Below are 18967 nucleotides of genomic sequence, written 5' to 3' on the forward strand. Positions count from 1 at the left end.
AGCGAATGTTCCTCTCGGTGCCGATTCGAGATCGTCTCCAGTTCCGGTGCTGGCCCGGATCGGGATATACGTCCATACTAGTTAACTATCTAACCGCCCTGTGCCAAAGACGTTTGTTGTTTAATACCCGATCTACCACCACGCATCCCGAAGACGCTACTAGCAACGACCCGAAACAACCGCGTCAGTCGACGTGGAAACTCGTCGTTGGGGCGAGTCTCATCTCGACAGGGCTCGCTGCCTATGAGATCGTTCCGGCGAGTGTTACGCCGCTCATTCGTGACGCACTGAATATTGGGCCGACGACCGTAGGGTTCTTGGTCGGGATTATGTTCGGCACCGCGGTGATCGCAAGCCTCCCAGCTGGAGCGGTGCTCGACCGGGCGGATTCCAGGCCTGCGAGTGCCATCGCAGTGCTTACCCTCGTTGTCGCCGGGACGTGGGGTTGGATCGCTGGGCGGCGAGGGGACTATCGATCAGTGATTGCATCACGAGCGCTTGGTGGGATCGCCTATGTCGTCGTCTGGAACGCTGGCATCGACATCGTGAGTCGGGCAGCAACCAGCGAGAATCGGGCGACCGCTGTCGGCATCTTCACCGCGAGTGGCCCGATCGGATTCGCGCTCGGTCAGGGGACCGGGCCACTGATTGCTCATCGGTTCGGATGGCCCGCGATCTTTATCGCGTTCACAGGGCTCACAATGGTCGGTCTCGTCCTGTTCTGGCCGGCCAGTCGAGGACTCGGAACGAGCCGGGGAGACGCTCCCTCGGTTCAGGAGTTCGGCGCGGTCCTCCGGAACCGAAGTATCTGGTCGGTCGGGCTGCTCGGTTTTCTCGGCTATTCGTTGTACCTGTTCGTGAATAGCTGGGGCGCGTCGTATCTCACCGCCAAACATGGACTGTCACTCGCAGTGAGTGGCCTCATAGTGGCGGTGTTTCCAGCGATCGGTGTCGTCTCCCGGATCAGTAGTGGACTTCTGTCTGACCGAGTCTTCGGTGGACGCCGCCAACCCATCGTTCTCGGATCCTTCGCAGTTGCGGCTCCGCTCGTGCTCGTCTTTACTCGGTTTCGGTCGCTGCCACTGCTCGTCGCGCTCCTACTCCTCACTGGATTTGCGGTCCAGCTGACGCTCGGCCTGTCCTTTACGTACGTCCGGGAGGTGGTTGATTCGCGGGTCGCTGCGACAGCGGTCGCGTTCCAGACGAGTATTGGGTTGGCAGGCGCGTTCCTTGCTCCAATTGCAGGCGGCGTTGTTGTCGATCTGGCCGGATTCGATACGGCGTTCCTTCTCGCTGGAATTCTCGCTCTCTGTGGGATTGCAGTCGCGTGGCGAGCACCTGAGCCAGCGCGCTTGCAGCAAAATCCCCACTATCCTACGGCGTCGACATCCGATAGCACAATCACAGCTACGACGACGTGTCCCGGTCGTTGCTGAGTCTCACCTGGGTCGTTCATCACGGCCGCGAACCACTCGTTGAAGTCACATTCTCGCTGTTTGGATGCTTGAGAAATTCTTTCCAGTCGCCACTGAGGCATTCAACACCTTCCAATTCATGAGATTAACCATCGGCCTGCCGGTGCCGGCGTACCTGCTCTGGATTCGGCACTCACGGATGGGCGTCCCAGCAGTGGAGGGCGTGCTCTCGTGCCGTGTCGAACAGCGCTTCGCACGACCCGCACTCGTAGGTCGTCTCAGGCCAGCGTTCAGTGAACTACCCACGACTACAGTCGTGGGCTTCCTCGCCCTGCAATCATGTGAGCTCGTCCTGATCGCGAGTCCCAGTGCTGCGAGTCAGTTTCACAGTGAGTGAGACGCCGACGTCACTCCGCTCGACGTACTCGGTTCGATTCGTGCTTTCCTCACTGGATGATGATTCAACTACTCGATTTGGTTGTTGCTTTGAATCAGTCATGCGCTTTCCACGAGAGCCTTCTGATAGCCCTCGCGCCCTTTCAAAGGGTGAAAAACAAGCGGCTAGTCTGCGCTAGCGGGAGTACTGTCTACGTCGACATCGTCGAGAAAAGGGTAGTCGATGTGCATCTCAATTTTATCGAAGGGGACAACTGGCTGGATCGCTCCCCCGGGGCCACCTTCCTTGAGTTCGAGGATACCCAATACCTCCAGCTGTTTCAGTTCTGCATGGACATCGGAGACGTCGCAGTCGACGAGTCGTGCAGCTTCACGCATACCTGAGGGGCACTCTTTGGCAATTGCTTGGATGAGATCGAGGCGCAGTGGAGTGAGGCTGTCGACGAGATCGTCATAGGTCCCGAACTGGAGTACTGCACGCTCATCGTTTGTATCCAGTTCATTAGCCTCGGCAGATTGAATGAACTGGAGCGTATCCTCTCGGAGCTGTGCTCGGTCACCGACGGTGATGTGAAGCGTGGTCATATTCGGGTGTGTTGGATGTGTGTTGTATCTGCTGTCAATAGGGACGGGGTGGGTTGCTGCCAATGGTGTCCCAGTATTCATCAGCACTGGCCCAGAACTCGACAATGAGTTCTTCCATCCCAGGGAACTCGACGTCTGCGTCACCGGCAGCGGTGTGGAGTTCGTGGCCTTTGGTGTCTTCGTGGGCGTTGTCGTACCGGATGAGCGTTAGTGCTCTTGAACGGCTCACTCGCGCGTTAATCCCAGTCGTTGTGCTGTCGGGAGCACCCACCCGTAGATGAGCGCAGCAACTCGTGTTCCAACGACGGTGGCTGCACACACTGCTGCAGCAGTTCCGTCCGAGCCACCGACAGTTACGACAACCCAGTATGCGCTGCCACCCAGCACCGCACAACTGGCGTAGAAGTCGTCGAGCAGGATAAACGGAGAACGATCCAGCAGGATATCCGCGACTGCACCGCCCCCGACCGCGTTGATCGTCGCAATCGCGACGACGCCAAAAGCGGGGATGTCGGCCTGCGTTGCAACGATCGCGCCTGTCGTGGTGAATGCGGCGAGCCCGACTGCATCCGAAAACAGTGTCAGTGGATGAGTATCGGCCGTCTCGAGTGCAGCACTCACGCCAATCGCCAGCCCAACGCCGAGCAGGCCGAGACCGATCTCGACGGGTGAGCTGAGCGCGAGTGGAATCCGATTGACGAGGAGGTCGCGGGTCATCCCGCCAGCAAATGCCGTGGCAAGTCCGACGACGGTGACCCCGAACAGATCGAACTCTTCGCGTATCGCCTTGGTTGCGCCAACTAGGGCGAATGCGATGAGGCCAACCGTGTTCATCACGGCGAATGGATCAACGTACAGCACTTCGACCATCTCCTGCGTCACTGGTTCAACCAGGATAGCGGGTCTGATGAGCGCTTCGCATCCGACCTCTCTCCCCGCCTCGCTAACGCGTCGTGTTTCACAGTGACGGTGCGCGGACTCGCCGAGGAACGGCCTACTCCAGAAGATCTTCGACGAACCGGAAGCCGTTTACGTACGTGACTGAATCGTCGTAGTCCTCGCTGGCGAAGACGGTTTCGGCTCCTTCGCCAGCCAGTGTATCCGTCGTATATATGTAGGCGTGATCTGCGGTCCCCTCGACGAACGCTTGAGCGGCGACCCCTGCCAGCGCTGGATCCGCACGTTCGATCTCGTCGGCCGGGCGGTCATCAGCGTTCGCGATGTATCGCTGCACGCCGTCCATCGTCCGGGAGACGAGCGCGTTCGTGTATTCCAGCGGGGCTGCGACTTGGGCCCACCCTTCGTCAATTGCCGTGTCGATCGGCGGTGTCTCAGCGTCGGACGCGTTGACGGTAAGTTCGTCGTAGACGCGTTCCGGGAGGACGAACGTCATGTCGTTCCGGCGTGCAAACGTTCGGACGGCCTGATACCGACGGTTCGAGGGGTGGCCCATCGCGACGAACAGGCCGGTATCTGCGATATGGATGGCGCTCACGCGTCGTCGACGACGTCCCGGTCGACACCCGCGATATCCGCGACCGACGCGCCCGACTCCTCGATATCGAAGTGTTCGTAGACGACGGGGCGGAGCGCCTGGAGGATGATCTCGGCGGCGAGCGGCGAGATATCGAGATCACGGGCCATCAAGCGATGAGTGATCTCGCCGCGTTCCCGGTCGACGGTATAGGTAAGCGCCGTTGCGAGTCCGGCGATGCCATGGCGGCCGATGTAGGTGTCGATATCGTCGTCGGTCGTGCGACGGGCGACGGCGTCAATCAGTGCGGGCGTGATCGTGTACTCGCGAGCGCCGTCAGCGGCCGTGACGGTCAGATCGATTTCGCGAGCAACGTACGTTCGGGGTTGCTTGTCGGTGGCCGTCTCGATGACGCCGGCGTCGACCAGCCGGTTCACGTACGTGTAGGCCGTTCCCTGCGCGAGATCGAGGGCGTCCATCACCTCTTGGACGGTCACTCCCTCCTCTCGAGCGACATACGCGTACAGTTGGGCGAGCTGTGGCTCCTCGAGGAGGTCCGCGACTGAGAGGAAGTCGCGGATGATATCGCCGTTGGCTCGGGTTGACGTGCGTGACATGGGCGAGTAGATGTTTACAGTTTACAGCGAATCGGCAAAGAGTGTTGTGGTCAGCCTATCCGGACTGGGAGCGAGCGACGAGATGCTCATCGAGATCCCGTGTCCGGTATGTCGCGGGTCCACCGGGGCTACACTGCGCACAGAGGCGCAACGTCCCTTCAAGATGAGCGATCACGAGAGATCTTCTACACGCTTTTCCTCGCTCATCACACCGTGTGTGATCCGACGAATCGACTCCTTCGCTCTCAATCCGTTTCTTTCCCGTCTACTACTCTGAAACCACGGAAGGTTCTTCCAGTGTCACCACTCAAGCAAGGGCAAGCAGAGGCCGAGAGTGGTTGGTCCAATAGACGTGAAGATTCTCGCCATGGTGTCTATCACGCCCCTCCTACGTGCTCCCGATCACAACGCTGCGATTCTCTCTTGCCCTGTCTACCTCCGCGGTCTGCGACTGTGTACCGAGCCGACGGAGCCGTTCGACGAGCCGAGGCGAGAAGACGACGCGCCGTGTTCCACGTCGCTTGACGATCTCGACGTCGTCCTCGTCGAATCGGTCGAGGAATTCCATGACACGGCTGACCGTCTTTGTGTGCACGCTGCTGTCCTCCTTTGCGGCTAACACGCGGCGGAGTGAACTCGAATCGACCATGAAGTCCGCCGGCACCTTCCGCGCGTAGTCCGCCATATCTTTGGCGACGAACTGCGCGCGCTCTTGGGTTGCCGTCAACTCTTCGTAGCCTCTTCGACGGTCGGCGCTGATACACTGGTGATTGTGGGACTGGGACGTCCATTCGATCGGTGAGACAACGTTGGAGAAATCGTTATGTAATACGATGTACTATGATGTAGACATGCCGTCAATCAGCGCTCGAATCCCCGACGACGACGAAGCTGAACTTGAGGCTGTCATCGAAATTCTTGACGAAGACAAGAGCACGGTTATTCGCAAAGCCCTCTCCGAAGGCCTCGCGTCACTCCGCCGACGCGTCGCCATCGAACGCTATCAGTCGGGAGACATCTCTGTCAATCAGGCTGCCCACCTCGCTGGCGTGAGCATCGCCGAGTGGCTCGAAATCGCCCGTGAACACAATCTCACCACGCACCTCTCCCCCGATGATCTCGACGCTGACGCGGCTGCCGCTCGCGAGCTATGACCCAGGTCTTCATCGACGCGACGACACTCATCTCTCTTGGCACCATTGGTGAACTCGATCTCCTCACCACCCTCACCGGCGACCTCGTCATCCTCCCACTCATCCAAGACGAGGTCACGACCGAACCCGCACAGACGAATCTCACCCGCTTCATTGACGAGTATGAACTCCGCACATGTGACCCAGCCATTCACGACCGAACTCACCAGGCCAAAACTGTTCTCGGAGAGGCAACCGAGAACGGCGATGTCCATCTGATCGCCGCTGTCTTGGCCTACACTACCGATGATCGATCGATCGGTGTGGTTTCTGACGATCGACGTGTCCGTACCACTGCTCGGGGACTGGGGGCGACAGTCACCGGAACCATCGGCGTTATCGTACGCACTGTCGACGAGGGACTTCCCCCCGAGGACGCTCGGGAACTCGTCGACCGCATTGACTCACACGGTCTCCACATGACTGGAAGCCTCCGTGAGAAAGCATATTCACTCATCGATGAGGCCGCTGCCACGTCACCCAAGTAGTTATCTTGAGAACTCTACCCTCGGCCAGACTGGATCGCACGTGCGTAACGTCGTTCGAATGCGTTCTTGCGTCCTTGATGCTATCTTCGAGAGTATCTGGTGATTTCTTGGATTCGCGTCCGCCCCGCCCTCGTATTACGATCACTCATTACCGTGCCGAATGAGGTCCCCGAGAAGGGTATCGCCGAATGCGAGGACGAGGACTGCGCCGACGATATTGAAGACGAGATCGAGAAACGTGTCGATCTTGCCATAGGAGACGAGTACCGGTTCGAGATCACCTTGCCCCGAGAGCGACGATCGCATTCACAATCGCACCTGGATTTCGTCGGCGTACTTCCTCGACAAAGACTGCAGCGATGCCTGTGCGAAGTCCATTCTCTGCCCACTCTGCGACGTCTGGCAGAGTAGTCCTGCCCTCAAAACTGGTCATGCCTCTCATGATACGCTTAGAGTCTCGTGACTAACAAAGACAGGGGATTGGTTGTGAACTACTCCGACCTCACCGAAGGCGCTCGGTCCGTGAGGTCGGGGCTTCCTGGTTCTGTGTCGGCACGTGCACCCGAAGGCACAGCGGTTCCAGACTCCGCAGGCGACTTCCCTCGCTGGGCGGGTCGGAGTGACCCACTCCTCCCGATTCGACACTCGGTCACACCACCCGATGCACGCTTGGTGTTGTCGTTCGAAAGGCGCGACGCGCCTTTCGTGATGACGACACGGCGAAGTCGGTTCGAACCACGTGTGAACGCCGGACGCACTGTGGCAGAGCGTCTTCCTCCCCGCTTCGACCGCACGGGGAGTACAGATGCCGCAGACAGTGAACGTGACCCGTGCGGCGCTGTCTCCCCTCCCTGCTCGCGGCTTCGCTGCTCGCTGAGGAAGGGGGCGTAGCGCCCTCGATTAAAGTTAAGAGTAAGCTACCCACGACTACAGTCGTGGGCTTTCCCCCGACGGTTTCGGCGCACGACTCGGTCACTCATGGGCGCGGTTCACGGCGGCAGGACGGGCACATGGAGGCGATTCCTGCATGGGTTTCCGTCCCGTGGTCTACGTCCGAAGCCGACACACCCGGCTTTAATTCCCGGTGTTCTCACGCTCAATCCCAACAGTGGGAACGGAGAGGCCAGTGGCGTCACGTTCGCGGTCACAGTCCCCGAGTTCAGGGCCAGCCTACGGTGGCCCCTCCACGGTGTCCGTTTTGGCCACCGAGAGTATCATAGATACGCCGGGAAGGGGCCTAAGACTTCCGATTCCGGCGTTTGCGACCAAAGACGGGCGATTCCTCCCACGACTGAAGTCGTGGGCTTCCTCGCCCTACAATCTTGTGAATTCGATGGGGCTTCCGGGGGTCACAGACAGCAGCACCTATGACGGATTGAAGGACGTGCTTCAACGCCAACCAGAAGTCACGTCTGTCAACTACGAACCGAATAGCATCAGCAAACGGTTTTTACGTGCGCCGATTGCTCCAAACCGTGTCTCTCCATCGACGGGGCCAGAACCACCAGCACTGGATGTCGAGTGGCGATACGCCGACGGAGACACCTATTATCGGATCCACTATTTTGACCCGAATACAGGGTTCAATTGTGGCTGGCACCGCGATGAGGACCACCCTGAACTCGGCCCGGTCCATTTCCAATCTGAACATCCCGAGATGGGTAAAAGCGACCACAAAAGCGCTCACTTTTCCAAGTCAGCCCCGACAGAGGTGCTCTGGGAAGCCGTTGAGCAGCTCTTCGAAGAGATGCTTCCGACACTCAGTGGCTAGCGCCACAGCAAAAATACCCTACATTCTGGCGCGTGTTGATACAAACGCCAGAATTCAGAGAAATCTCTCAGATGAAAGAAGTACGAATTAGTTGCTCTCTGACCATGGATTCACTACCTATTTCATATTTCTAGAGAGTTGGGAGACGTGGCGGTAACGGTGAGGAACGGTTCATCAGTCGAGACAAGACCGTTATTCTCAACCGTGGGTTTTTGCGTGTTAAACCAGTACACACGATGTGACTGAGACTCCTGCTCCTCGCCCAGGTGAGATATTTAATCGAGCCGTCGAGGAAGGTAAGCGCCGACTCGATCAGTCGCTGCTTGAACTAATCTCAACCAGCTTCATTGCCGGGTTCACGATCGTCTTTGGCATCGTCGCACTTGGTATCGTTGAAGCGATTGTTCAGCCACACTTCGGCGAGATCGCCAAAATCACGGGGGCACTTGCCTTTGGGGTTGGCCTTGTATTCCTCGTTGTGGGACGGACAGAATTATTCAACGAAAATTTCTTTGACCCGGTCGCGGCGGCAGCCGACCGCTCTGGATCGTGGATGCTTTCATCACTCTTTCGTCTTTGGGTCATTACGCTTGTGTTCAATTTACTCGGTGGGGGTCTTTTCGCGCTTATTTTCTCTGTCCGTGGCGCACTTCCTCCAGGAACGGGAGAGGCACTGACCGCGTTCGCAGAAGAAACCGCGCATCAAGGAGCTAGCGCGTGGTTCGCGAGCGCAATCGCTGGGGGTGTACTCGTGAGTCTGCTATCATTCCTCCTCGTGGCTGTCAACAGCGTCCGGACCCGAGCCACCCTGGCGTACGTTGTGGGGTTCCTCCTCGCCCTCGGACCGTTTAATCACGTCGTCGTCACCGCACTGCACGTCTTCTTCGGTATCCTGTTCGGGGCGAATATCAGCTTTGGAACGCTCGCGGTGATGATCGCAGTTGTGACGATCGGCAATTTCGTCGGCGGACTTGGCTTGGTTACGCTCACGCATATTACCCAGGCGATGGGTGCACGTGAGTCTGGAGAGTGACCTCACCGGAAAAAGCCGAGCCATCTATTGTCTGGCCCGTGGTTGCCTAGCTAGGCCTCTTGCTGGTAAGATGCAAGAGAGCGAAGATCGATCACAGTTCACAGCAGGAAACGCTACGCTAGTCACCCACAACCCAGACACTGAACTGAGAGACTACTTCTCGACGTGATCCATTCTGTGGGTTACCTTCCGCCGGTGGTCTGGTTCCCTATTTGATTCCCGCCGTCGTCTGATTGCCGCCGCCGGTTTGACCGGCCTGGGCTGGGTTAAACGCCGCGTCGATGAGGCCGTTGTCGTTGTCTTGTGCCAGGCGTCAGCGAGAAGTTGGGTTGAAGACAGTACAGCTGACCCTGCTGGATCTGCGCGTCCTGCGTCGGGAAGAATAGCGCCTGCTCGTTCGTATTTTGGTGCTTTGGTAGTGGATAATTCGCGTGTTGTAATCGGTCTACGCGATGAAGCCGGTCGCTTCAAGCTGATAATCGATCGGACCAGAGATGACCTGGAACTGTGTGTTCGGGTGAGGTACCTCGGGGACAAGCCCCGAGGCGTCACCGTTTAGGGTATGCACCGCACCCGCAGGCGAATGTCATTCCCCTCGGCCTTCCCGGAACGGGTCGGCTGGAATTACCACCCGAACGCCCGATACGTCCGTGAGGGTCGGCGGCTCCACCCCGCCCGACAACACCCGTCTCACCTGCCGTAGCAGGGTGTTGAGAGGTGCCGCATTCCTCCGCAACTGCATGCAGCTACGACGAAGTAAGGTCTTTAACTCGCCTAACTGTGCCGTGAGAGATGGTGGAACGTGCATTACCCATGTCGGCATTCACCCCCGAGGTCAAGCCTCGGGGCACTCTGCCTTGATTCTGTAGACACGGAATCGAACACGGTTGTCGACTTACACATGACGACGACACGAAAACACGACTCGCAAATCGCGCCGTCGCTAATCAAACGGAATACCACTGATGTAGCGGTTCTCCTCGGCGACAAAGGATACGACGACCAGAAGATTCGCACGTTAACTCGCAAACAAGGTGTTCGTCCCCTCATCAAGTACCGAGAATTTTTGTCACTCCACAAGGCGTGGAACGCTCGGCTGGACGCTGACCTCTACGGCCAACGGAATCAGAACGAGACAGTGAACTCCCGTCTCAAACGGAAATATGGGGCATTCGTGCGCTCACGACACTGGTGGAAGCAGTTCCGTGAACTCGTTGTCGGCTGTCTCACTCACAACATCGATAAGGCCCTCTGAACAGTGGATATAGATGAACGATAGAGCGAACCAGGTCGCAACATCCCGGGTTCTCGTCAGAAGCGCCTTGACCGATACAGAGAGATGTATTCAGCACGAACACGGGTTCTATTCGACTGGAACGACAGTAGGGACCGTTGGATAGGGTATGAATTCGACGGATTAGGCGTCACTTTGGAGGGAAATCGATGACGCCGAGTTGTTGAAGGAGACTGAGATTGTCCGAAAGAAACCACCGTTCGGCGATCAGTCCGTCTTCGATTCGGACAAAGACCATCTGTTGAACCTCAATCGGCTTCTCGGTCGGTTCAATTCCCCAGAGCATACCCCCATGTGTCCCGCGGCTCGTGATGAACATCGCGACGCGGTCGCCTTCTACAACGGTGTTCTCGACGGTCTGGGTGATGTCGGGGAACGCGTTCAGAAAATCTTCGTATGATGCGCGGATTTCCTCCCTCCCTCGTTGCTCGCCGAACGGGCTGTAATCGACAGCGTCTTTCGCGTAGATCTCGTCGAGTAGGTCGAGATCACCGTCAGCGAAGACCCCTTCGGGGATTTGGCGGGCGATTTGCGCGTTCTTCTGTTCTTCCGATGTTAGTGGCGTGTCGGTCATGGGAAGCGGTCCTGGGTCGAGGTGGATCGAGTTGGTAGCACACTCTAACCCAGTTTGATGAGAGGCGGGCTGCCACCGTCAGATTGCGTAGGAACATGGTGCTGTCTTTATCAGTAACGCTCGTACTGGTTCGTGAGATGCCGCAACTGAGAGTGAAGCTCAACGGGAAGGCAGTAGACGGCTGGTTGGCTGAAATTTCCGCTGCGTTCCCGGAAGCCGAATTTCGTATCTTGGCGACACAACTCAGAGATGAAGGTGCCCTCGGAATCCTCGAAGTACGTACGCGTGAAGGTAATGAGGTCGTCGAACGGTTCGACCAAACGGCCGAAGTGGACTCGTTCGAGATGCTCCATATCGATGATCAGATGGTTTTACTTCGATTTCTCACCAATTCTTCGAGAGCGTACGATCCGCTATTCAAGTCAAAGAGCACCTCTCTGTATCCGACGATTCTCCAAGACGGCTGGTTTACCGTCCGTCTCGTTGCTTCACGCGAACGGTTGGCGAAGTACGTCGCTGAATTAGCAGCGGCTGACATCCCGTACCAGGTGCTGTCAGTAACACAATCGAACGACGTCGGTGAAATCTTGACAGAGCGCCAGTGGAAATTCGTTACCGAGGCAGTCGAGCGTGGATACTACGATACGCCGAGAGGATGTACCCTCTCCGAGCTGGCGGAGGTGTTGTCCATTCACAAATCGGCGGCGAGTAGACTCCGTCATCGGGCTGAATGCAGAATCGTGAAAGCATTCGTCGCGGAAGCAGGTTAGTGAGCGTTTCCTCTATAGGAGACACCGAAATTAGGGGCGGTGCGTGACCTATTTGCGCGCTGTATTCAGCACGCAGATTTCAGTGGGGAGGAAACTTGTAATGTTGAAGCGTATACAGACGTCCGCTAATCACTGAGAGAGGTCGTTGAGAAGCGACCGGACGTGGTGTTCTGTGACGTTGGTGTGCCGCCGATGATGAATGCGTCTGTGTCCGTGTCGGCGATCGCTGCGTAGGTGTTGCCGTCAGGGAGTGATTTGTCGGGGTCGACCCTCGTCACGTGTATTCAGTTCGTTCACAGGGCCGGCATACGCTCAGGAGTCGCATTGTGGGTACACCGCGTTCTCTCGACGAAAATGGGATGGTCTTGCATTCAGTGCGTCTGGACGCCTCAGAAACGCGGTCTGAGAGCCCCGTCTGACTGAGACTTATTACCGCTCGTCCTGCAACTTCCGGTAGATGAACTCTCGCACACCACTGCCACCGCAGGCGAAAGAGGCGCTTGAGGCGCTTCGCTCGCCGGTCGAGAATGCGGGTGGTGACCTTCCTCGTGAGCAAGCTCTCGCAGTGATTGCGTCTGAGTGTAGTGAGGAGTCTGCGGAGGGACTGCTGAATATCCTGCACAACCGTGGCTACATCTACTATGTTGGCGAGCAAATCCGCATTACGTAGGCTCGGTGTCTCGTGAGGGCTCAGGATTCACTCTGACCGAGGGGGGTTCTCTGGTGTGACGCTCGGAGTTAGGCGAGTGCGGTCTCTCGAAGGTACTGATCTTCCCATTTACGACGGTCTTGGAGGCACGATTGCGAGTTCGAACCGCTGCTGGGTGTGGGGAGTCTGCCGACCCTGCGTGGCTTTGAGGCGCGGTTCATCTGATTGCTCGGCGGTCGGCTCGGCCTCCGCGCCGGAGAGATCGCATATTTTCATACCTCGTGGCTGGACTGGAACCGCAAGCTCATCTGAATCCTACAGCACGAACCGTGTGATTGTGGGTACTGCCAGCGACAGGCCCGCCAGGAAGCCGCTCACAACAACCAGCTCACCGAATCCGACGTCGTCGTGTCCCGGTGGCATCCCAAGACCGTCGCCTCAGCTCGATCGATTCCCTTCGACCTGGCTGTCACTTCCCAGACGGGCCAACTGGCGGTCCACTCTCTTCTCCCGGAGACCGGGCTATCTGGGCGAGGAAATCCTCGATAGCCCCGTTGAAAAACTCGGAATTATCCCATGGAGAGGCGTGGCCGGCATTCGGGACTTCCTGCACCGTCGCACTGGGGATCTCGGCAGCTAATGTCGGAGCATGACGGCTGATCACCGATGATTCGTATTCGCCATAGAGAATTAGCGTCGGGACGGTAATCGAGGCAAAATCGATGTCGACTTTGTGAAAGGACGTAACTGCCTGCAATGCGTTAACGGCGGCCGCTGTATCCATATCTGGAAACACCTCAACACGGAGGCTCGTGGTATTATCCCCATCCAGTTTCCGTCCAAACCACATCATGAGGCCCTTGGCTCGGTTGTACCCGACGAGACGAAGGAGCAAAATCAAGGTGTTCATTAACACGGTCCGCTCAATGCGGTCCCGCCGGTTCACGAACACTGGTGTGAAGGTATCGGCGAGCACGAGGCCGCTAAGACGATTGGGATATCGACTCGCGTAGACTTGAGCAATCATCCCACCCATCGAGACGCCACAGAGAACGGGACGATCGAGGCCCCGGGCGGTGATGAACTCGTAGAGGTCCTCGACCAACAGGTCAATCGAATACGATTCGTTGTGTGGATTTGTCGTTTTTCTATGGCCCCGGATATCATACGCAATGGCGGTATACGCGTCGCTGAACACCTCCAGCTGCTGGTCTGCTGCCGTATGGTCGGCAAGTGCGCCGTGGATGAAGACGATTGGCGGGCCGTCTCCCCGCAGTTCGTAGTAGGTCTCAATATCGTTAGTCTGAACCGTGGGCATCTAACCATCTATACAATTCTACTCAAAATGAAGTTGCCGCGGAGAAACAAGACAGAGAGGCTCTGTTGAAATCCTATTGATTAGATACGTTTTCTCCGTGAAACCGTTGGTAAATCGAGTGTGCGTATTCATCAACCAAACTCATTTTAATGCCGTTTGTGAGTCTGAACTATGGAGCGAAAACGAATATCCTCCGGGACTGAGTGGGAGTCCAAAGTCGGATACTCGCGGGCCGTTCAGACCGGCTCTCAAGTACACGTTTCTGGGACAACAGCGACTAACGATGATGGTGATATAGTCGGTGAAGGCGACGCATACAAACAGACGAAAAAAGCACTCCAGAACATCGAAGACGCCCTTCGAGAGACTGATGCATCACTTGAGGACGTGGTCAGAACTCGAATGTTCGTCACCGATATAGATGAGTGGGAGACGATTGGTGAGACCCATGGTGAAGTGTTTCGTGACGTTCGCCCAGCCACCAGCATGGTGGAGGTGAATCGCCTCATCGATCCGGAGTTACTCGTTGAGATCGAGGCGGTTGCGATTATCCCAGAGTAAGTCCCTGCCCTGTATCTACCAATTAGAGTGATCTGGCTATGTTGAAATCCTCTTCTTTAGAGACTTTGTTGAAATGACACACTAACTTCAGGAGATTGGCAGAAACTTACCCGTCCTTGTCAACTAGAATTGAGGCATCGCCACCCACAGGACATAAGAGTTCAAGTCCTGTGTGGAAATATTTGTCACCTTATGACTACAGTCTGTTCAGAAATTCAATCCACTTTATTTGTATTTTCACAGACGATCGAACGGAGTTTGGTCGCAAGATCCGGATGGTGTTTCTCCAAAAGATCTAGGTCCTCTCCCACAATTTCAATTTTTCTTCTTACTCGACTTACCACGCGGTACCGATAGTTATCATCAACATCGGCTTCTCCGGCCAATATTTCCTGTTCTCGTGGAGTGAGAATACCACGATATTGATCGTCCGTCATCAGTGGCGGATCTTTGTTCGTCATCATACTTACCATGTGGAGTCTCTCCGGCAAATAGGTTACTACACCCAGTAGGGTTACTGTATACAGTAAATACTAAGTGGTTACAAATAGTAATCTCTGATGAGAAGAGCACAGTCACTCAGCGGCGTAAGAATGCCCGGGTGGTGGCACACCCGGACTGGCCTTCTCATGCAGTCCCCAAGAAGACCATGTCAACCCAAGACCGCAACTCCCGTAAGCCTAGCGCTTCGACCCACATCCAAACGCAACTCCCCACGGAGTGCGACACCTGCGATGCACTCGGCGCACTCCCCTGCTTCGAGTGTTTCTGCGTCATGGAGGCCCACCAATGAGCGTCCTCCACACTGAATTCGTCCTCCCGTTCAGCCGCACCCTCCGGATCGAGATCTATCTTGAAACCACTGAATTCCCCTCGGGCAAGCACCGCCTCTACACCGAATCCGCGCTCGAACTCCAGCGCAACTAACCCTCTTTCACCATTCCAATGTCGCTTAAGCAATTGCTCTTGGGCCTGCGCATCGACACCGGCACGACCACTACCTGCACCGAGTGCGATCGCGAACTCACCGAATGCGATCCCGTCATCGTCCGACTCCATCAGAACAGACAAGACACCCAATGGCACCTCGCGGCGTGCTACTGCCTGAGTTGCGCCCCTATCTCCTTCGAGGAGCTCCCACCCACGCTCGGCACTCACCTCCTGTGTGAAGGACGCCTCGGCATCACTCAAGACGGCCAGACTCAGCAGACCTGGCCCGTCCTCGTCAGCCCGACGATCATCGAGACCACCCGCCGAACGCACGTCACCTTCCACGCTACCCAGGAGGTGCCCGAATGAGCGCTCACTCGCCCACTGGCCACTCGAACCAATCCGTCGAGACTGACCACCAGGCTATCATGGAGCGACTCGCCGAACTCGAAACGGCGGTCCAACAGCTCCAGACCGAAAACGAGCGCCTACGAGAGCAACTCGCCGAGAAGGACGCCCAACTCGACGCCTACGAAGCACGCCTCGACGACCTCGAAGCACGCCAGCACGTCGAACTCCGTGATGTCGACGACGACACTGACGCAGCACTTGAGAACATCTGGATCGCCGACCAGCCCGTCGGTCGACTCCTCGATTCGAGTTGCAAGCGATCTAAATCGGTCTCGAAGCGCATTGACGACCTCGTGGGAATGCTGAGTCTGTACGACGTCATCGAATTCACGACGCGAGGCGGCAGCAAGAGCCAGGGCGGTTCGTCGAGCGGCTTCGGTGGCAGCGGTGGCGGGGGGCAGAACCGTGGTGGGTTCGGCGCGCGCGAGGGCGATGTCGACTGGATGCTCGATCTCCCGGTACGGAACCTGATGTCCGACGCAGTCGTGACAGTCGAGCGGAGCGCACCGCTCGACGGGGTGGTCGAGACGATGTTCGAACAAGAGATCTCCTCGCTCGTCGTCACAGCCGACGACACCAATGAGCCGATCGGTATCATCACGAAGACGGACGTCATCGAGGCGCTCACCTGGGAGCGCGATGACCGGAACGCCGTGCAGGTGTTCGGGCTCGACCTACTGGAGGGGATGGATTACGACGACGTCGCCGCGCTGATCGAGAACATGACCTCGAAGTACGGTGAGATGAGCGTGATCAAGGCCAGCATCGAACTGCAGGAGCACAAGGAACAGAGCCGGGGCGTGCCGCTGGTGCTAGCACGGATCCGGCTGGTCACCGACCGTGGCTACTTCACTGCGGATGGTGAGGGGTACGGTGCCTCCCACGCTCTTCGTCTCGCGGCGAACGCAGTCGAACGCCAGCTTCTCAAGGGGAAGACCTACGGCCAGTCGAAGAAGCGTTCGGACACTGACGAGCAGGAACGGCTCTACGGCTGGTGGCTCGATGGGTGATTGTCCCGGTGTCCAACAAACTATCGATGGCTTCCCCGAGTATCTGGTAATCGTACAATCGACGATACGGAACAGCGGGTCGCAGCAGCGCGGAAGAGGTCACGGTTCGGATTCCTCCCCGACGTCGTAAGTCACCCAGTTCCTCCTCACACGATCTCTATGTGAATATGTCATACATTTACTCCCCATCACGGCGTAGTAACAGGGAACGTGATTCGAGAATGTCACTAAAAACATCCACGGTAGGCGACGAGGCACTCGACGAATTTTCTGGGACACTGCGTGGTTCCCTCGTCCAACCAGACGACCAGGGCTACGATGAGGCACGGACGGTCTGGAACGCGATGATCGACAAACACCCGGCATTCATCGTTCAATGCGCTGGCGCGGCTGACGTCATCAGCGCAGTGGCGTTCGCCAAGGAACACGACCTCTCCATCTCGGTGAAAGGCGGCGGACACAACATCGCTGGCAGAGCCGTCGAGGACGATGCTCTTCTGATCGACCTCTCGCCGATGAAATCAGTGCGGGTCGATCCTGATGCGAAGACGGCTCGCGTCGAACCGGGCGTCGTGCTCAACGAACTGGACCACGAGACTCAGGCGTTTGGCCTTGCCACGCCCGTGGGGTACAACTCGACGACCGGCGTCGCTGGACTGACGCTCGGCGGCGGTTGGGGGTGGCTCTCACGGAAGCACGGATTGACCGTCGACAACCTCCTGTCGGCCGACGTCGTCACCGCAGACGGCGAACTGGTACACACCAGCGAGACCCAGAACGAGGACCTCTTCTGGGGAATCCGGGGCGGCGGCGGCAACTTCGGGATCGTCACGTCCTTCGAGTTCGAACTGCACGGGGTCGGCCCGACGGTGCTATCCGGACCGATCGTCCATTCCTTCGAGGACACCGCGGCAGTCCTCTCGGAGTACCGTGAGTTCACCGCCGATGCGCCCGACGATGCGGTAGTCTGGTTCGTCATCCGGCACGCGCCACCGCTGCCGTCCATCCCCGAGGAGTGGCACGGCCGAAAAGTCCTCATCTTGGCAGCGTTCTACGCCGGCGAGATGAGCGAAGGGGAGGAGATCCTCCAGCCGCTCCGCGACATCGGCGATCCGATCGCCGACGCGGTCGGTCCGCACCCGTACGCCGGCTGGCAAGGGGCGTTCGACGGCTTGGCTCCGGCCGGCAACCGGAACTACTGGAAGTCCCACAACTTCGTCGAGATGACCGACGGTATGATCGAGACGTTCGTGGAGTTCGGAGAGACGATCCCGTCCGAACTGACGGAGATCGCCTGTGCCCAACTCGGCGGAGCGGTCAACGACCGGCCGGTCGAGGCGACGGCCTATCCCCACCGCGACGCCGAGTTCGTGATGAACCTCCACACCCAGTGGGAAGCCCCCGAGCAGGACGAGGAGTGTATCGCGTGGGCCCGCGACATGCACGAGGCGATGACTCCCCACGCAACCGGCGGCGTCTACGCCAACTTCGTCCCCGAGGAGGTCGGCGACCAGCAGGCCGCCTACCGGGAGAACTACGACCGGTTAGTGGAGGTCAAAAACAAGTGGGACCCGGAGAACCTGTTCCGGCTCAACCACAACGTCGAACCGACGGAATAAGCGAGTCACCGGAGACCACGTCTTGGACAGAGATACATGCGACGCGATGTGACATTCAGGTCGGAAGGGGCGGACATGAGTGGTTGGTTCTATTCGCCCGACTCGTCGCCACCGTGGCCACTGATCGTGATGGCCCACGGATTCTCCGCAACCAAGGAGATGGTAATTGACAGATATGCGGACGTTTTTGACGAAGCAGGTCTGGCCGTGTTGCTGTTCGATCACCGTGGTTTCGGTACGAGTGGTGGCAAGCCGCGCCAGCAGATCGACCCCTGGGTCCAGGGGTGAGGATATTGGGATGCGATCTCGTTTGCGACCACGCTCGATGGGGTCGATCCAACTCGCATTGCTGTTTGGGGAGATAGTTTCAGCAGTGGTGCTGCGTTGGTCGTGGCCGCTCTCGATGACCGGGTTGCGGCGCTGGTCGTCCAAGTCCCGGCACTCGGAGAGGAGTTGCCACCGGACGATCCCGATGGGTCCCATTGTGAATCGATGCAACAGATGGTTCGCTCGGGGGCTATCGACCCGGCCAAGGACGAGATCGTCGGTCCGATGCCCGTCGTGTGGGACGACCAGGACCGTCGCCCATCAGTGCTCAAACCCGTGACGGCATTTCGCTGGTTCATCGCGTACGGGAACCGTCCGGACACTCACTGGACGAACGAGGTCACGCTCGTCCGTCCAAAGAGACCCGTCCAGTGGTATCCCGGACTGTGCGCGACGGACGTGTCCTGTCCGACCATGTTCGTGGTATCCCCCGAGGACGAGATGCCGCGAGCCACCCCTGCTGTGGCACGAGACGCCTACGAGTGACTTGCCGGACCGAAAGAATGGGTGGAGATTCCCGGCGGTCATTTCG

At 57.8% G+C, this 18967-nt stretch carries 24 protein-coding genes and 3 pseudogenes; 15 read left to right on the forward strand and 12 right to left on the reverse strand.

The genetic code is table 11. The features are described from left to right. The first annotated feature begins 5 nt into the window (after nucleotides 1-5). Entirely contained in the window at nucleotides 6-1436 is a 1431-nt protein-coding gene (locus tag C3L37_RS19390) for an MFS transporter (RefSeq protein WP_129116207.1), read from the forward strand. 322 nt (nucleotides 1437-1758) lie between these two features. On the opposite strand, the pseudogene C3L37_RS26035 reads toward C3L37_RS19390, so the two are convergent. The 8 genes and pseudogenes from C3L37_RS26035 to C3L37_RS19420 all read right to left on the reverse strand — a co-directional run. Beyond that, nucleotides 1759-1914: pseudogene (locus C3L37_RS26035) on the reverse strand (DUF7389 domain-containing protein); the annotation flags it as partial. Nucleotides 1915-1976: 62 nt separating this feature from the next. Further along, a complete protein-coding gene (locus tag C3L37_RS19395) occupies nucleotides 1977-2396 on the reverse strand; it encodes an HVO_A0114 family putative DNA-binding protein (protein WP_129116208.1) in 420 nt (139 codons plus the stop codon). Between the two features lie 34 nt (nucleotides 2397-2430). Further along, nucleotides 2431-2607, reverse strand: a pseudogene (locus C3L37_RS25130) (toxin-antitoxin system TumE family protein); the annotation flags it as partial. A gap of 14 nt (nucleotides 2608-2621) precedes the next feature. Continuing rightward, nucleotides 2622-3266 (reverse strand): trimeric intracellular cation channel family protein, encoded by a 645-nt coding sequence (locus C3L37_RS19405; RefSeq protein ID WP_394345816.1) that lies wholly within the window; start codon nucleotides 3264-3266, stop codon nucleotides 2622-2624. 124 nt (nucleotides 3267-3390) lie between these two features. After that, nucleotides 3391-3891: a hypothetical protein gene (locus tag C3L37_RS19410; RefSeq protein ID WP_129116211.1), complete on the reverse strand. Its 501-nt coding sequence runs from the start codon at nucleotides 3889-3891 to the stop codon at nucleotides 3391-3393. Further along, nucleotides 3888-4487, reverse strand: a complete 600-nt coding sequence (locus C3L37_RS19415) for a winged helix-turn-helix domain-containing protein (protein ID WP_129116212.1) — start codon at nucleotides 4485-4487, stop codon at nucleotides 3888-3890. The genes C3L37_RS19410 and C3L37_RS19415 overlap by 4 nt, the downstream gene beginning before the upstream one ends. Nucleotides 4488-4542: 55 nt before the next feature. Further along, the gene (locus C3L37_RS26040) at nucleotides 4543-4662 is read right to left on the reverse strand and encodes a DUF7558 family protein (protein WP_449267288.1); all 120 of its coding nucleotides are present in this window, start codon (nucleotides 4660-4662) and stop codon (nucleotides 4543-4545) included. 213 nt (nucleotides 4663-4875) lie between these two features. Beyond that, the gene (locus tag C3L37_RS19420; RefSeq protein WP_129116213.1) at nucleotides 4876-5214 is read right to left on the reverse strand and encodes a hypothetical protein; all 339 of its coding nucleotides are present in this window, start codon (nucleotides 5212-5214) and stop codon (nucleotides 4876-4878) included. Between the two features lie 124 nt (nucleotides 5215-5338). On the opposite strand from C3L37_RS19420, the gene C3L37_RS19425 reads away from it, so the two are divergent. Both C3L37_RS19425 and C3L37_RS19430 read left to right on the forward strand, forming a co-directional pair. Next, nucleotides 5339-5641 carry a UPF0175 family protein gene (locus tag C3L37_RS19425; RefSeq protein WP_129116214.1) on the forward strand — a complete coding sequence of 101 codons (303 nt, stop codon included), beginning with the start codon at nucleotides 5339-5341 and terminating at the stop codon, nucleotides 5639-5641. Then, nucleotides 5638-6168, forward strand: coding sequence for a hypothetical protein (locus C3L37_RS19430; protein ID WP_129116215.1), 531 nt, complete (start codon nucleotides 5638-5640; stop codon nucleotides 6166-6168). The genes C3L37_RS19425 and C3L37_RS19430 overlap by 4 nt, the downstream gene beginning before the upstream one ends. A 141-nt stretch (nucleotides 6169-6309) precedes the next feature. On the opposite strand, the gene C3L37_RS25135 is transcribed toward C3L37_RS19430, so the two are convergent. Further along, on the reverse strand, nucleotides 6310-6474 hold the full coding sequence (locus tag C3L37_RS25135; RefSeq protein ID WP_228546400.1) for a hypothetical protein: 165 nt from the start codon (nucleotides 6472-6474) through the stop codon (nucleotides 6310-6312). 1027 nt (nucleotides 6475-7501) lie between these two features. On the opposite strand from C3L37_RS25135, the gene C3L37_RS19440 reads away from it, so the two are divergent. The 3 genes and pseudogenes from C3L37_RS19440 to C3L37_RS19450 all read left to right on the forward strand — a co-directional run. After that, on the forward strand, nucleotides 7502-7939 hold the full coding sequence (locus tag C3L37_RS19440; RefSeq protein WP_129116216.1) for a hypothetical protein: 438 nt from the start codon (nucleotides 7502-7504) through the stop codon (nucleotides 7937-7939). Nucleotides 7940-8177: 238 nt separating this feature from the next. After that, entirely contained in the window at nucleotides 8178-8972 is a 795-nt protein-coding gene (locus C3L37_RS19445; RefSeq protein ID WP_129116217.1) for a formate/nitrite transporter family protein, read from the forward strand. Between the two features lie 865 nt (nucleotides 8973-9837). Beyond that, nucleotides 9838-10227, forward strand: a pseudogene (locus C3L37_RS19450) (transposase); the annotation flags it as partial. 169 nt (nucleotides 10228-10396) lie between these two features. Here the strand turns inward: C3L37_RS19450 and C3L37_RS19455 are convergent. Then, nucleotides 10397-10840 carry an ester cyclase gene (locus C3L37_RS19455; RefSeq protein WP_129116218.1) on the reverse strand — a complete coding sequence of 148 codons (444 nt, stop codon included), beginning with the start codon at nucleotides 10838-10840 and terminating at the stop codon, nucleotides 10397-10399. A gap of 137 nt (nucleotides 10841-10977) precedes the next feature. Here C3L37_RS19455 and C3L37_RS19460 point away from each other — a divergent pair, with 137 nt between their 5' ends. Together C3L37_RS19460 and C3L37_RS19470 are read left to right on the forward strand one after the other, a co-directional pair. After that, on the forward strand, nucleotides 10978-11610 hold the full coding sequence (locus tag C3L37_RS19460) for a helix-turn-helix domain-containing protein (RefSeq protein ID WP_129116219.1): 633 nt from the start codon (nucleotides 10978-10980) through the stop codon (nucleotides 11608-11610). Nucleotides 11611-12067: 457 nt separating this feature from the next. Then, on the forward strand, nucleotides 12068-12280 hold the full coding sequence (locus tag C3L37_RS19470; protein WP_129116220.1) for a hypothetical protein: 213 nt from the start codon (nucleotides 12068-12070) through the stop codon (nucleotides 12278-12280). Nucleotides 12281-12728: 448 nt separating this feature from the next. Here the strand turns inward: C3L37_RS19470 and C3L37_RS19475 are convergent, their stop codons facing one another. Further along, the gene (locus C3L37_RS19475; protein WP_129116221.1) at nucleotides 12729-13577 is read right to left on the reverse strand and encodes an alpha/beta fold hydrolase; all 849 of its coding nucleotides are present in this window, start codon (nucleotides 13575-13577) and stop codon (nucleotides 12729-12731) included. A gap of 171 nt (nucleotides 13578-13748) precedes the next feature. Here C3L37_RS19475 and C3L37_RS19480 point away from each other — a divergent pair, with 171 nt between their 5' ends. Then, nucleotides 13749-14138 carry a RidA family protein gene (locus C3L37_RS19480; protein WP_129116222.1) on the forward strand — a complete coding sequence of 130 codons (390 nt, stop codon included), beginning with the start codon at nucleotides 13749-13751 and terminating at the stop codon, nucleotides 14136-14138. 215 nt (nucleotides 14139-14353) lie between these two features. Here the strand turns inward: C3L37_RS19480 and C3L37_RS19485 are convergent, their stop codons facing one another. After that, complete coding sequence (locus C3L37_RS19485) at nucleotides 14354-14602, reverse strand: hypothetical protein (RefSeq protein WP_228546371.1); 249 nt, start codon at nucleotides 14600-14602, stop codon at nucleotides 14354-14356. Between the two features lie 325 nt (nucleotides 14603-14927). Here C3L37_RS19485 and C3L37_RS24540 point away from each other — a divergent pair, with 325 nt between their 5' ends. The 6 genes from C3L37_RS24540 (at nucleotide 14928) to C3L37_RS19510 (ending at nucleotide 18921) form a co-directional block, all read left to right on the forward strand. After that, complete coding sequence (locus C3L37_RS24540) at nucleotides 14928-15065, forward strand: hypothetical protein (RefSeq protein WP_164974821.1); 138 nt, start codon at nucleotides 14928-14930, stop codon at nucleotides 15063-15065. Between the two features lie 18 nt (nucleotides 15066-15083). After that, the gene (locus C3L37_RS19490; protein ID WP_129116223.1) at nucleotides 15084-15437 is read left to right on the forward strand and encodes a hypothetical protein; all 354 of its coding nucleotides are present in this window, start codon (nucleotides 15084-15086) and stop codon (nucleotides 15435-15437) included. After that, complete coding sequence (locus tag C3L37_RS19495) at nucleotides 15434-16489, forward strand: CBS domain-containing protein (RefSeq protein ID WP_228546372.1); 1056 nt, start codon at nucleotides 15434-15436, stop codon at nucleotides 16487-16489. Before C3L37_RS19490 ends, C3L37_RS19495 begins: the two co-directional genes overlap by 4 nt. Before the next feature lie 221 nt (nucleotides 16490-16710). Then, nucleotides 16711-18108 carry an FAD-binding oxidoreductase gene (locus tag C3L37_RS19500; RefSeq protein WP_129116224.1) on the forward strand — a complete coding sequence of 466 codons (1398 nt, stop codon included), beginning with the start codon at nucleotides 16711-16713 and terminating at the stop codon, nucleotides 18106-18108. 75 nt (nucleotides 18109-18183) lie between these two features. After that, nucleotides 18184-18396, forward strand: a complete 213-nt coding sequence (locus C3L37_RS19505; RefSeq protein WP_129116225.1) for an alpha/beta hydrolase — start codon at nucleotides 18184-18186, stop codon at nucleotides 18394-18396. A 15-nt stretch (nucleotides 18397-18411) separates the two neighbouring features. Then, complete coding sequence (locus C3L37_RS19510; RefSeq protein ID WP_129116226.1) at nucleotides 18412-18921, forward strand: acetylxylan esterase; 510 nt, start codon at nucleotides 18412-18414, stop codon at nucleotides 18919-18921. The last annotated feature ends 46 nt before the right edge of the window (nucleotides 18922-18967 follow it).

Source organism: Halegenticoccus tardaugens, from assembly GCF_004116405.1.
Lineage (GTDB): Archaea > Halobacteriota > Halobacteria > Halobacteriales > Haloferacaceae > Halegenticoccus > Halegenticoccus tardaugens.